The organism is Sphingomonas sp. Leaf242 (assembly GCF_001422045.1).
Classification (GTDB): Bacteria; Pseudomonadota; Alphaproteobacteria; order Sphingomonadales; family Sphingomonadaceae; genus Sphingomonas.
Map to the genome: position 1 here is coordinate 236,932 of NZ_LMLW01000008.1, position 13,069 is coordinate 250,000.

The 13,069-nt window shown below is 60.8% G+C and carries 5 protein-coding genes, 2 tRNA genes, 1 rRNA gene, 1 pseudogene and 1 other annotated feature (1 of these 10 cut by a window edge); of the genes and pseudogenes, 4 read left to right on the forward strand and 5 right to left on the reverse strand.

Going from position 1 to position 13,069, the window contains the following annotated elements:
* Positions 1-42 precede the first annotated feature (42 nt).
* The 3 genes from ASF09_RS08970 to ASF09_RS08980 are packed head-to-tail and all read left to right on the forward strand — an operon-like array spanning position 43 to position 5,173.
* A complete protein-coding gene (locus ASF09_RS08970) occupies positions 43-4,026 on the forward strand; it encodes a Pls/PosA family non-ribosomal peptide synthetase (protein WP_200912554.1) in 3,984 nt (1,327 codons plus the stop codon).
* Positions 4,023-4,622 carry a 4'-phosphopantetheinyl transferase family protein gene (locus tag ASF09_RS08975; RefSeq protein WP_060525915.1) on the forward strand — a complete coding sequence of 200 codons (600 nt, stop codon included), beginning with the start codon at positions 4,023-4,025 and terminating at the stop codon, positions 4,620-4,622. The genes ASF09_RS08970 and ASF09_RS08975 overlap by 4 nt, the downstream gene beginning before the upstream one ends.
* Positions 4,619-5,173, forward strand: a complete 555-nt coding sequence (locus tag ASF09_RS08980) for a GNAT family N-acetyltransferase (RefSeq protein ID WP_156359299.1) — start codon at positions 4,619-4,621, stop codon at positions 5,171-5,173. The genes ASF09_RS08975 and ASF09_RS08980 overlap by 4 nt, the downstream gene beginning before the upstream one ends.
* 942 nt (positions 5,174-6,115) lie before the next feature.
* Here the strand turns inward: ASF09_RS08980 and ASF09_RS20950 are convergent.
* Positions 6,116-6,779: pseudogene (locus tag ASF09_RS20950) on the reverse strand (electron transfer flavoprotein subunit beta/FixA family protein).
* Positions 6,780-6,962: 183 nt separating this feature from the next.
* The gene (locus ASF09_RS08990; RefSeq protein WP_060525916.1) at positions 6,963-8,189 is read right to left on the reverse strand and encodes an NAD(P)/FAD-dependent oxidoreductase; all 1,227 of its coding nucleotides are present in this window, start codon (positions 8,187-8,189) and stop codon (positions 6,963-6,965) included.
* A 751-nt stretch (positions 8,190-8,940) separates the two neighbouring features.
* Here ASF09_RS08990 and ASF09_RS08995 point away from each other — a divergent pair.
* Entirely contained in the window at positions 8,941-9,138 is a 198-nt protein-coding gene (locus tag ASF09_RS08995; protein ID WP_060525917.1) for a hypothetical protein, read from the forward strand.
* Positions 9,139-9,246: 108 nt separating this feature from the next.
* Here the strand turns inward: ASF09_RS08995 and ASF09_RS09000 are convergent.
* From ASF09_RS09000 to ASF09_RS09010, 3 genes are all read right to left on the reverse strand, one after another.
* Positions 9,247-9,323 (reverse strand) — tRNA-Met (locus tag ASF09_RS09000).
* An 87-nt stretch (positions 9,324-9,410) separates the two neighbouring features.
* Positions 9,411-9,492 (reverse strand) — a sequence feature (5S ribosomal RNA rRNA prediction is too short).
* Between the two features lie 262 nt (positions 9,493-9,754).
* Positions 9,755-12,550 (reverse strand): 23S ribosomal RNA (locus ASF09_RS09005).
* A gap of 465 nt (positions 12,551-13,015) precedes the next feature.
* Positions 13,016-13,069: transfer RNA gene (locus ASF09_RS09010), tRNA-Ala, on the reverse strand; it runs 22 nt beyond the window's last position.

Below are 13,069 nucleotides of genomic sequence, written 5' to 3' on the forward strand. Positions count from 1 at the left end.
ATGCATCCAGACACCTCGCCAAGCGCCTCGGATATCACGCTAATGCCAAGAGCGAGGACAGCGTCGATCGCCCCCGCGCCGGCGCTGCGGCCGGCCGAACCCTACGCGCGCGACGAACTGCTGCACGAGATCTTCGACGCCACGCGCGCGGCGCATCCCGACGCGACCGCGCTGCGGCTGATCGGCGCGGACGAGGAATACGACCGCAAGACCGAGTGGAGCTATACCGATCTGGCCACGCGCAGCCTCGCGCTCGCGCACCGGTTGCGCGCGATGGGGATCGGCCGCGGCGACCGTGTCGTGCTGTGCCTGCCGCGCGGGCTCGACCAGTATATGGCGATCCTCGGCGTGCTGCGCGCGGGCGCCGCCTATGTGCCGGTCGACTGGGGCTATCCGCAGGACCGCATCGACTTCATCGTCGAGGACAGCGAGGCCGCGCTGACGATCACCGTCGCCAGCCGCGTCGGCAACCTGAAGGGGAAAACGCTCGCACTCGATGCGGCGCTAGGCGATCTCGCGGCCGAGCCGTCCGAACTGATCGGGCGCGACGTCACGCTCAGCGATCCGCAGGACCTCGCCTACATCATCTACACCTCGGGCACGACCGGCCGCCCCAAGGGCGTGATGATCTCGCACGGCAACGCCTGCCATCTGGTCCGCTCCGAAAGCGCGATTCTCGATCTCACCCCGACCGACGTCGTGTTCGGCGGGTTCAGCCTCGCGTTCGATATGTCGGTCGAGACGATGTGGAGCGCGTTCTTCGTCGGTGCGGTCGTGCTCGTCGCGACCGAAGCGCTGGCGACCAGCGGGCCCGACGTGGCGATCGCGCTCGCCGAGGCGAACACGACGATCTGGCACGTCGTCCCCTCGCTGATCGCGCTGGTCGAGCATCCGGTGCCGACGCTGCGCCTGCTCAACATGGGCGGCGAAGCGTGCCCGGCAGACCTGCCACGCCGGCTCGCGCGTCCCGGATTGCGGTTGCTCAACACCTACGGCCCGACCGAGACGTCGGTGACCGCGACCTGGACCGAGGTGTTTCCCGGCCAGCGCATCACGATCGGCAAGCCGCTGCCCGGCTACACCGCCTGGGTGGTCGACGAGCATATGCAGCCTGTCCCGGACGGCCAGGAAGGCGAACTCGTCATCGGCGGGCCGGGCGTCGGCGTCGGCTACGTCAACCGCCCCGACCTGACCGCCGAGAAGTTCATCATGACCCCGTTCGACGGGCCTTCCGGTGCCCCCGAACGCATCTACCGCTCGGGCGACCTGGTAAAGCTCGACGCCGCTGGCGACATCGATTTCGTCGGGCGGATCGATACGCAGGTGAAGATCCGCGGCTTCCGCGTCGAACTCGCCGAGATCGAGGCGGTGATCGGTGAATGGCCCGGCGTTGCGCAGACCGTCGTCCAGCTGTTCACCGACGACGACGGCTCCGAATTCCTCGCCGCGTTCCTGATCGCGCGTCCGGCGGAGGAGATCGACATGGTCGGCCTCAAGGCCCGCGTCGCCGAGCGTCTCCCCAATTACATGCGCCCGGCGGGCTACCAATTGTTGTCGCACCTGCCGACGCTGCCCGCCTCGGGGAAGGTCGACCGCAAGGCGCTGGTCAAGCCCGAGATCACCGTGACATCGGACCGCGAGATGGTCGCGCCCGCCACGACGATGGAGGAAAGCCTGCACGGCGTCTGGGCCGAGGCGTTCGCGCCGCAGCCGGTATCGGTGCTCGACGACCTGTTCGAGGATCTCGGCGGTCATTCGCTGAAGGCCGCACGGCTCGTTTCGGCGGCGCGAAAAGTGCGCGGCCTCGAAGGGCTGTCGCTTGAGGACGTCTACGCCGCACCCACCATTCGCGCACTGGCGCTGCGGATTGGCGGCACCACGCCCGTCGCGATCCTCGACGAGAGCAGCTTCCACCATATCGCGCCGTGGAAGCGCCGGCTGTGCGTCGCCGCGCAGACGCTCGCGCTGCTGCCGATCTACACGCTGGCGGGGCTGCAGTGGTTCTCGCCCTATCTCGCCTACACGCATCTCGCCGGTAACATGCCGCGGGTCGACGCGCTTATCCTCAGTGGGCTGTTCTTCACGATCGTGCCGATCGCGTCGATGTTCCTGTCGATCGCGCTCAAGTGGCTGATCGTCGGGCGCTTCAAGGCGGGCGATTACCCGCTCTGGGGCAGCTACTATTTCCGCTGGTGGCTGGTCCGCCGGATCATCGGCGTGACCGCGACGCCGTATCTGGCGGGCACGCCGATGATCCGCGGTTATTACCGGATGATGGGCGCGAAGATCGGCGAGCGCGTCCATATCGGCACCGGGATCATCGATACCGCCGACCTGCTCCACGCCGACGACGATGCGATCATCAGCGACCAGTCGGTGCTCTCGACCAGCTCGGTCGAGCGCGGATTGCTCCGCCTCGGCACGGTAAAGCTCGGCAAGGGCGCGTTCGTCGGATCGATGGCGGTGGTCGGCCGCAACGCCGCGCTCGGCGACGATGCGATGCTCGACGACTTGTCCGCGCTGCCCGCCGAAACGACGATCCCCGCCGGCCAGCGCTGGGCAGGCTCGCCCGCCGCGCATGACGGCGATGCGCCCCGCCGCCCGGCCATCGCAGCCTCGCGCAACGCCGGGCCGGCGATCGGCCTGTTCCTGTGCGCGCTGATCCTGCCGCTGGTCGCGATCCTGCCGATCGCGCCGGGCCTGATCGCGCTGATCGAGCTCGACTGGGCGACCAGCGGCTATGCCTATGTCGCGGTCGCGCCGCTGCTCGCGGTCACCTATGTCGTGATGATGTGCGTGCTGACGGTGGCGGCCAAGCGCCTGATCCTCGGCCGCGTCGCGCCCGCGGTCTACGCGCTGAACAGCGGGTTCTACGTCCGCTACTGGTTCGTCCAGCAGATCAACGACCTCGCGCTGCGCCTGCTCCACCCGATCTTCGCGACGCTGTACGTGGTGCCGTGGTACCGCGCACTTGGCGTGAAGGTGGGCCGTCGCGCCGAAATCTCGACCGCCAGCGCAATCGTGCCGGACCTCGTCGAGATCGGCGAGGAGAGCTTCATCGCGGACTCGGTGATCTTCGGCGCCGCGCGGATCGGCCACGGCACGATCGAACTCGCGCATACCAAGATCGGCCGCCGCAGCTTCATCGGCAATTCGGCACTGCTGCCGAGCGGCACGCAGATCGGCGACGAGGTGCTCGTCGGCGTCCTCTCGAAGCCACCGAGCGATCCCGCGCTCGCCACCGAGGCTGGCAGCACCTGGTTCGGCTCGCCCGCGATCAAGCTGCCGGTACGACAGGTCAACACGATGTTCGACGAAGGCGCGCGGTTCAATCCGTCGCGCGCGCTGATTGCCACGCGTCTGTCGATCGAGGCGGTTCGAACCACCTTGTCGCTGACCGCGTTCCTGGTGTTCTTCAGCCTCCTGCTGTCGGTGGTCGGCGACCTTGATGACCTCGATAACGGCGGGCTGCTGATCGCGACGACGTTCCCCTTCCTGTACGTCGGCTTCTGCCTCGCCTGCGGGATATTCGTCCTCGCGCTCAAATGGCTCGTCGTCGGCCGCTACAAGGTCACGACCGCGCCGCTCTGGAGCACGTTCGTCTGGCGCACCGAACTCGTCACCGCGACCTACGAGAACCTCGCCGTCGCCAATTTGCTCGAACCGCTCCGCGGCACCCCGTGGATCGGCGTGTACCTACGCCTGATGGGCGCGCGGATCGGCAAGCGCTGCTACATCGACACCACCGACCTGACCGAGCACGATTTGGTCGATATCGGCGACGACGTCGCGCTCAACGACTTCGCCGGCCTGCAGACGCACCTGTTCGAGGACCGCGTGATGAAGGTCGGTGCGATCCGCGTCGGCGACCGCGCGACGATCGGCTCGCTCGCGATCGTGCTGTACGACGCGGAGATCGGCGCGGACGCACAGCTCGGCGACCTGTCGGTGGTGATGAAGGGCGAGACCTTGCCCGACGGCACGAGCTGGGACGGGAGCCCGGCGCGGATCGCCGTCGCGACGTGACGCCGATCTGGCACGACGGTCCGCTCGACGCGCTCGTCTGGGACGGTCAGTCGCCAGTCGCATGGAGTGTTGCCGAGACCGGACCGTACGCCGCTGGCCTGCAAGGCGATGCGCGCGCGATCCGGCGGGGCCTGGCCTCCGCGCTGATCCGCAAACTGGCCGACGACTCCGTCGATGTCCGCCTCACACGCAGCCCGGCTGGCGCGCCGATCATTGCCGCCCCGGAAGGCTGGTATCTCAGCCTCTCCAGCCGCGGCGCACACGCCCTGATCGGCGTTGCACGCGCGCCGATCGCGGTCGACCGCGAGGTCATCGACGACCACGCTCCGCTATGGGACATGCTGACCCCGATCGAAGCCGCCTCGCTCCGCCACCTGCCCGCTCCCGCGCAGCCCCCCGCGTGGCTCCGCCGCTGGACGATCAAGGAAGCGCACGCGAAGCTCATCGGCGAACCCCGCCGCATCCGCCCCGAGGCGATCGAAACCATCGTCACCGATCCAATCCACGCGACCGCGACGTTCGAAGGCACTTCGCGCTGCTGGAGCCGTTCCACCACCGACGCGATCGAAACCATCGCGCAGTGGAGCCAGCCATGACCAGAATCCTGACCCGCCGCTACGAGGACAAGGACCGCGCCGCCGTCCTCGCGATCTTCGACTCGAACCTCCCCGAATATTTCGGGGCGGGTGACCGCGAATGGCTCGAGGAAACACTCGACGAGCCCGACGGCCCGGCATTCGTGGTCGACGTCGACGGCGTCCCCGGCGCGTTCGGCGGCTACGAGATCTGGGAGCATTACAACAAGGCGCTACTCTTCTGGGGCATGGCCGCGCGGACGTACCATGGCTCGGGCCTCGGCAAGCTGTTGCTGTTCGAACGCCTGCTCCACGTCGCCACCAGCGCCGAGCCATCCACGCGCTACGTCACCGTCGACACCTCGCCGCAGGTCTCGCCGTTCTTCCAGCATTGCGGCTTCGAACTGACCAGCATCTGGCCCGGCGGCTACCGCTCGGGCATGGACATGCACGAACTCCGCTTCGACCTCGCAGCCGTGTCGCCCAACACCCTCCAACAAAACCGCGACAACCTCGCCCAGGACGCAAATCAACGCCTCGCCAATACCAGAGCACCGCTGTCCACACCCTAGCGCCCCACCATACACCGTGTTGCTGAGTTAGGAAGACGGTGAACTATCATCGACCCGCGGGGCGAGATGGCGGCGATGGACTGGACCACTCATGTCGGCCTCTCGCACCAACGCAAGGTAATGCCAAAAAAGCTGCATCGTTGTGTTCGACCGTACGTCGAAGCTGTCACAGGCGTTCACCTGACGAACAACGCTGCCGAGTGGAAAGCGATAGCCAGGAAGGTATCGCGAAAGTCTAGAGAACTTCGGAGAAGTGGCTCGCCTGCTCATTGGCCAGATTCCGCTAACACCTTCCTGACCGTAGTGGAAGCATGGACCGGCCTGCCTTTCTAAAAGATTAGGAAGGTTTACAGTCGTTCTGATCTTACTCTGGATCGGCGGACCCATTTAAGTTAGCCGCAATGCTTCGCTCGATTTTCTTGGGCATGACACAAGCAAAACTGAGTACATGCGTTGCCGTAGTAGCCTTAAATATATACGAACAACGCTTGTTATGCGCCGTCCATAGTCGAAGACGAACCAATTCGTCCGCCAGGCAAAACAAGCTTTTTATCGAGGCCAGTATCGTAGTAATTGCCGGTACGACTCATCGATAGTGGCGCCTCAACCACTGCTAGGCAATCGACATAGACGCCGGCCACACTGGGAACCTGCGATCCAGGTAGCAGATGAAACCGGCTGCTAGCCGCTGCCGTCGTACTCCCATCATCAGCGCCGAGAGCGGCAGTTCGGCCCGCATATGATCGCACATTGCCCAGCCGACGATCTTGCGGGCTGCAAGGTTGAGCATGCTAGCCAGACGCAGCCAGGCTTTGCCGGTTGCGATATGCGCGAGGTAGGCAAGCCATATCCGGCTCGGCGCGGTCGCGCAGATAGTGGCGATTGTCGGTCGTGCATGGTCGTAACCGGCGCCTGCCAGCGCGCGGATGCAGTGTGGGCGCGTCAGCCATTCGACTCGACGACCTTGATCCCGGCCGAGCGCTGGGCCGGCTTGATCACCTTAAGTATAGTCAGACACGGCGTCACTTCCACGTCAAATCGGCCGGAGTCTTCTGCGCCATCGGCTTCGACTTCGGGGTCATATCGGTGGCGATGATCGCGGGCAACTTGAGCGTGTCCGTCTCGTCCTTGCCATCGACTTCGCGCTCACATTGACCGAACCTGAGACGATCTCGTCCCTCGAGGCGAACGTGCCCCGCCCCCACTTACGGAGGCCGGCGAGTATCTGCCCGGTCTGGTCGTTGTCGTCGATCGACTGCTTGCCGAGGATGACAAGTTCGGGCTTTTCCTTCTAGACGATCTTGGCGACGCTGAGTGGTTTGACCTTGGTTTGCTGACGGCGAGAATCGGGCGATCAGCACCCATCGCGGCACGGTGCGGAGCATTTCCTGCGTTTTCTGCTCGCCGATCGAGACGATGCCGATCTCGGTGACGGCCCTCTCACGACTTGGGTCTCTCAGGCGGATCGCTTATTAGATCTCGCTCTCGTCGAACAGGCTCATGCTCCTCTTGACGTTTGCCAGACCAACGCCGCTCCGGCCGCCTTCACGCGGAGCTTCACGTTGTAGCCAAGCCCGCGCCTTACCGGCACCAGCGCCTTTAACAGGGTTCTTTCAGAAGCTATGTGTCCTATCGACTTACGGCATTGGTGAGATGCCGCACTCTTTTTTAAAAGCGGTTCTTTTTCAGAGTATTTGTGGGCGACTACAGCCTTAGGAAACAGTTCGAATCTCTTTGCCCACCCGACCCACGCCGACGCTCATATCGCGACGCCTCCATCGCGGCACCCTTACGAAGCGTTCAAATCCTTCAGTGGAATAGCAGTGTCGGCCAACAGACAGCGATCGATTGCCAATCCTTCCGTGACCAAGCGCTTGCCCTGCACGTAATCGCGCACCGCGTTGACGCAATCGAGGGCAATGACGCGACCTTTGCGGAGATAAATGATCGAGAAGCTGCGCGTCGTCATGTCGCCACGCACGACCAAGTCGTCACATCCCATGGAGAGACCGACAGTCTGAAGTTTAAGGTCGTATTGATTGGACCAGAACCACGGCACCGCATCATAGGGAGTGCCGTTGCCGACAATCGTCCTTGCCACTACCGTCGCCTGATCGTTAGCGTTCTGCACCGATTCAAGCCGTATCAGTAAATTGTTGGCAAAACGGTTTGCGTGCAGTGCGCAATCGCCAATTGCGAAGACGTCCGCCAGGCTCGTGCGGCATTGCGCGTCGACCGCGACGCCGTTTCCTCCTTCAGCGCCAGCCTCAATCAGCGGACCAACCGAAGGCACGATGCCGATGCCGACGATCACCATCTGTGCAGATACGACCTCTCCATTTGCCAACCGCACGCCGGATACGGTTCCGACTCCCTCGATGCGGTCGACCGCGGTGTTCAATCGAAGATCGACATCGTTCGCGCGATGTTCGTTTTCAAAGAAGCGCGATAGCGGTTCGCCCGCGACCCGCGACAAGACGCGATCCAGCGCTTCGATCACCACGACATGCTTACCGAGCTTGGTCAGTGCCGCCGCTGCCTCCAACCCGATATAGCCGCCTCCGATAACGACTGCCTGAGATACGTTCGGCAACTCGGCAATCAGCCGATCGGCATCGGCGCGGGTTCGCAGGGTATGAACGCCGGCCAGATCATGACCACTGCAACCGATCCGCCGTGCCCCGCCGCCAGCCGCCCAGATCAGAAGGCCATAGCCAAGTTTCTCGTCGCGATCCGTCTCGACGAGATGCTTGGCAGGATTAACGGACACGACTCCGCGGCCGAGCAGCATCGTCACGTCGCGCTCGTCCCAGAATGCGGGCGGACGAATCAAAAGGCGTTCGAAGGATTTCTTCCTGGAAAGATAGTCCTTCGACAACGGCGGTCGCTCGTAAGGCAGGTCCTGTTCGGCGCCGACGATTGCGATGCTGCCGCTAAACTTCGCTTGGCGGAGAGCGATCGCAGCCTGTGCGCCACCGTGCCCAGCTCCGACTATCAGCACATCGTATTTCAGCATTATTCTGTCCTATCGCAGCAGGCGGATGAAATTAGACAGACCTTCGCCGCCCTGTCCGTCCGTATTATCACCCCCCGGCCGCATTCCTGACTCGGCTGGGCACACCAGTGGCCTTCACGGCTGAACTCGAAAGCAAGGAGCAGCTTGGGGATTTAACGCCCCCCTTTGCTTACTCGCTCATCTGCGCGACCCCCGCGGCTACCGGATGCAGTTGGCGCATACTAAGCTGTACCTGTTCTAATGACGCGCCGTCTCATGACTAATGTCGTTCTCTGGCTCAAACACCAATTTTCCATTCATGACCCAATGCTCATCGACAGTTAGCCCATGCGGCTCACTTGGACCCAGAATTGAAACGATGAAAAGAATGGAAAGGACTGCCTGTTGACGATGCTCGGTAGCGCAGCGTGAAGCTTCAACACGTCCGATTCCGCGCCAGGCGCGACATGAAGTTCAAGCTGACGGACAATCCGCTAACCGGCGGTGCCAAACCGCCCAGGCATCTGCCTGCAGGGCGGGTGAAGTACGGAGGTGCGGGCGTGCCGTTCCTCGCAACGGTAGGGGACGTCAGCGCTGCAACGATCACCGTACGGGCAAGTGCGCCAACGGCCCGATCACGACCTGCAAATGAAGACCCGCGCCAAAACCAATCTGGCCAAGATCAAGGAAGCTAAGACAGACATCGTCGATGCCATTGAGAACGGCCGCTACAACGAGACATTGATGGACCGCACGCTCGCTGGAGAAAGTCTTGAAGGCGACATTGGCGGAAACTTCTGCCGACACACCGGACATTCCTCCCAACATCGCCGGAACCTACGCCAAAAAGGTCGAGAAGCTCGCCGAGGCATTGAACCGCGACGAAGCCGCGGAGACCATTCGCGGGCTCATCGAGCGTGCGACACTGACGCCCGGCGCGAAGCGCAGCGAAGTCGACGTCACGCTTTAAGGCAAATTCGCTACCATCGTCGAATGGTTGGGCGCAAGGAAAGGAAAGAGGCCAAAAACGAAGACAGCCCCGGAGCTTGCGCTACGAGGTTTGGAGTGGCGTCAAAGATGGTTGCGGGGACAGGATTTGAACCTGTGACCTTCAGGTTATGAGCCTGACGAGCTACCGGGCTGCTCCACCCCGCGACGGCACGGCTAGCGTGCGTTGGGTAGAAGACGTTTGTGAATGGGTTTTGGATATGTTGCGTGTTTACATGTTGCACGGGCTTCAATGCCTGGCGCCATTGGCGCAGTCGGGTTTCACGGCCGAGTTCGGAATGGGATCGGGTGGGACACCGACGCTATAGCCACCAGGCAATGGAGCCGGTGCGACATGCGTACGCGTCATATCTGGTTCCCTCGGGCTTCGCCTTGCGGCGAAGCCTGAGGGTTTAAAATCGATACCGTGCATGGTTTGTAGCCAGCCTCTCGGAAAAACGAGTGCTGGTGTAGTGGTATTTGTGACCAATCCCTCGACGGCGAGGGAATTGGCAATCTGGCGTCGTCTTAATCATCCGCACGCATCGTTGGCTTGGCTAACTGGGCGAACCCAGTGTTGTCATTGATGGTGTGAGACTCTCAAGCGCGAATAGAGCAATTAGTATCGGTTAGCTCCATGCGTTACCGCACTTCTACATCCGATCTATCAACGTCGTGGTCTCCGACGGCTCTATGAAATCTTATCTCGAGGGAGGCTTCCCGCTTAGATGCTTTCAGCGGTTATCCCGTCCATACATAGCTACCCAGCTGCGCTCCTGGCGGAACGACTGGTACACCAGAGGTATGTTCAACCCGGTCCTCTCGTACTAGGGTCAACTCCTCTCAAATTTCGACGCCCACGGCAGATAGGGACCAAACTGTCTCGCGACGTTCTGAACCCAGCTCACGTACCACTTTAATTGGCGAACAGCCAAACCCTTGGGACCTGCTCCAGCCCCAGGATGTGATGAGCCGACATCGAGGTGCCAAACAACCCCGTCGATATGAGCTCTTGGGGGTTATCAGCCTGTTATCCCCGGCGTACCTTTTATCCGTTGAGCGATGGCCCTTCCACGAGGGACCACCGGATCACTATGACCGACTTTCGTCTCTGCTCGACTTGTCAGTCTCGCAGTCAGGCGGGCTTATGCCATTGCACTCTAACAGACGGTTTCCGACCGTCCTGAGCCCACCATTGCGCGCCTCCGTTACTCTTTAGGAGGCGACCGCCCCAGTCAAACTACCCGCCACAGAGGGTCCCTGTTCCGGCTTACGGAACGAGGTTAGACATCAGAAACAAACAGGGTGGTATTTCACCTATGGCTCCACATCAGCTGGCGCCGATGCTTCAAAGCCTCCCACCTATGCTACACAGTTTCTTCCTAATGCCACTCTGAAGCTGCAGTAAAGGTGCACGGGGTCTTTCCGTCTAACCGCGGGTACTCCGCATCTTCACGGAGAATTCAATTTCGCTGAGCATGTCCTGGAGACAGTGGGGAAGTCGTTACGCCATTCGTGCAGGTCGGAACTTACCCGACAAGGAATTTCGCTACCTTAGGACCGTTATAGTTACGGCCGCCGTTTACCTGGGCTTCATTTCAGAGCTTGCACCCCTCCACTTAACCTTCAGGCACCGGGCAGGCGTCAGGCCCTATACGTCGTCTTGAAGCCGACTTAGCAGAGCCCTGTGTTTTTGCTAAACAGTCGCTACCCCCTGGCCTGTGCCCCCTCAAAGTGCTTGCGCATAGTGAGGGCCTCCTTCTTCCGAAGGTACGGAGGCAATTTGCCGAGTTCCTTCAGGACACTTCTCTCAAGCGCCTTGGTATACTCTACCTGACCACCTGTGTCGGTTTCGGGTACGGTCTATACGGTGGGGCTATTTCCTGGAACCATTTCGAAGCCATCCCAATCCGATAAGGGATGACAACACACATGATCCGTCACACACCACCAGGCCCACGAATATTAACGTGGTTCCCATCGACTACCCCCTTCGGGCTCGTCTTAGGGGCCGGCTCACCCTGCGCGGATTAGCCTTGCGCAGGAACCCTTGGTCTTTCGGCGAGAGGGCATCTCACCCTCTTTATCGCTACTCATGTCTGCATTCGCACTTCCGATACCTCCACGACCCATTACCAGATCGCTTCACAGGCTTACGGAACGCTCCGCTACCGCGTACCACATAAGTGGCACACCCTAAGCTTCGGCACGTATCTTGAGCCCCGTTACATCTTCGCCGCAGGACCTCTTGTTTAGACCAGTGAGCTGTTACGCTTTCTTTAAAGGATGGCTGCTTCTAAGCCAACCTCCTGGTTGTTTTGGAAGTCCCACATGCTTTCCCACTTAGATACGATTTGGGGGCCTTAGCTGTAGGTCAGGGCTGTTTCCCTTTTGACGACGGACCTTAGCACCCGCCGTCTGTCTCCCGCATATCACTCTTAGGTATTCGGAGTTTGGTTAGGTTTGGTAGATCTCGCGACCCCCTAGCCCATCCAGTGCTCTACCCCCTAAGGTGTTCGTGCGAGGCACTACCTCAATAGTTTTCGCGGAGAACCAGCTATTTCCCGGCTTGATTGGCCTTTCACCCCTAAACACAACTCATCCGGTAACTTTTCAACGTTAATCGGTTCGGACCTCCAGTGCATGTTACTGCACCTTCATCCTGGTCATGCCTAGATCGCCGGGTTTCGGGTCTAATACATCAAACTCTGGCGCCCTATTCAGACTCGCTTTCGCTGCGCCTACACCTATCGGCTTAAGCTTGCTTGATACATTAAGTCACAGACCCATTATGCAAGAGGTACGCTGTCAGGCCATAAAAGCCCTCCAACTGCTTGTAGGCAATCCGTTTCAGGTACTGTTTCACTCCCCTCATCGGGGTGCTTTTCACCTTTCCCTCACGGTACTAGTTCGCTATCGGTCACATACGAGTATTTAGGCTTGGAGGGTGGTCCCCCCATGTTCAGACAGAATTTCACGTGTTCCGCCCTACTCGAGTCCTGAATTCTCACTTTCGTATACGGGGCTGTCACCCGCTATGGCGTCACTTTCCAGAGACTTCTACTAGTTGAAATTCAGGCACTGGCCTGGTCCGCGTTCGCTCGCCACTACTAACGGAATCTCGGTTGATGTCTTTTCCTCCAGCTACTGAGATGTTTCAGTTCGCCGGGTTCGCTTCACGAAGCCTATGTATTCAGCTAAGTGATACCTAACCTAATTAACTCCATCCCAGCGTTGCCGCTAAGATCGAATTAATCGGGATAGGTGGGTTTCCCCATTCGGAAATCGTCGGGTCAAAGCTTGCTCACAGCTCACCGACGCTTATCGCAGCGTGCCACGTCCTTCATCGCCTGTATGTGCCAAGGCATCCACGAATTGCCCTTACCTCACGCTTGAGAGTCCACACCACCAACGACATCACTGGGTGCGTTCCGAAGAACGTCACCAACTCGGCAGAGCAGTGCGCGTTRGCCTTTGTCAGGTGCGGATGATTATAATCTCAGCCAGATTATTAGTTATGATGATGTCGATATCTGGAGCCTCGAACCGCCCGTCCAGATCGCCTTGCACAGAAGTGCCCTGCGAACTGCCGAAGCAATCCTCGTCTCCAAAATCGAGCACCTCACGGCATCGATTTTAAAAAACCCATTCACAATGTCAAATACGGGTCGTCTCGACCCAATCACCGTGCTCTCGCACGGCGAACCGTTTCTCTTCATCTCTAGGTTATGGCTGATGGTGCGTTGCCCGCGGGCCCGTCAGTCGCAGCTAAGCTGCGCCTTGTGGGCGCGCTTTGCGGCGCTGGCCGTTCTTGGATACGTGCGCGGCAGCTTTGCTGCCTCGTCTCGTCTCCTGCGAAATGGTGGAGCCTATCGGGATCGAACCGATGACCTGATGCTTGCAAAGCAACCGCT

What these genes read in the sequence shown, in the direction of transcription:
- ASF09_RS08980 (WP_156359299.1), top strand. Translation starts at nt 4,619, where the DNA reads ATGACCAGAATCCTGACCCGCCGCTACGAGGACAAGGACCGCGCCGCC.
- ASF09_RS08990 (WP_060525916.1), bottom strand. Translation starts at nt 8,189, where the DNA reads ATGCTGAAATACGATGTGCTGATAGTCGGAGCTGGGCACGGTGGCGCA.
- ASF09_RS08970 (WP_200912554.1), top strand. Translation starts at nt 43, where the DNA reads ATGCCAAGAGCGAGGACAGCGTCGATCGCCCCCGCGCCGGCGCTGCGG.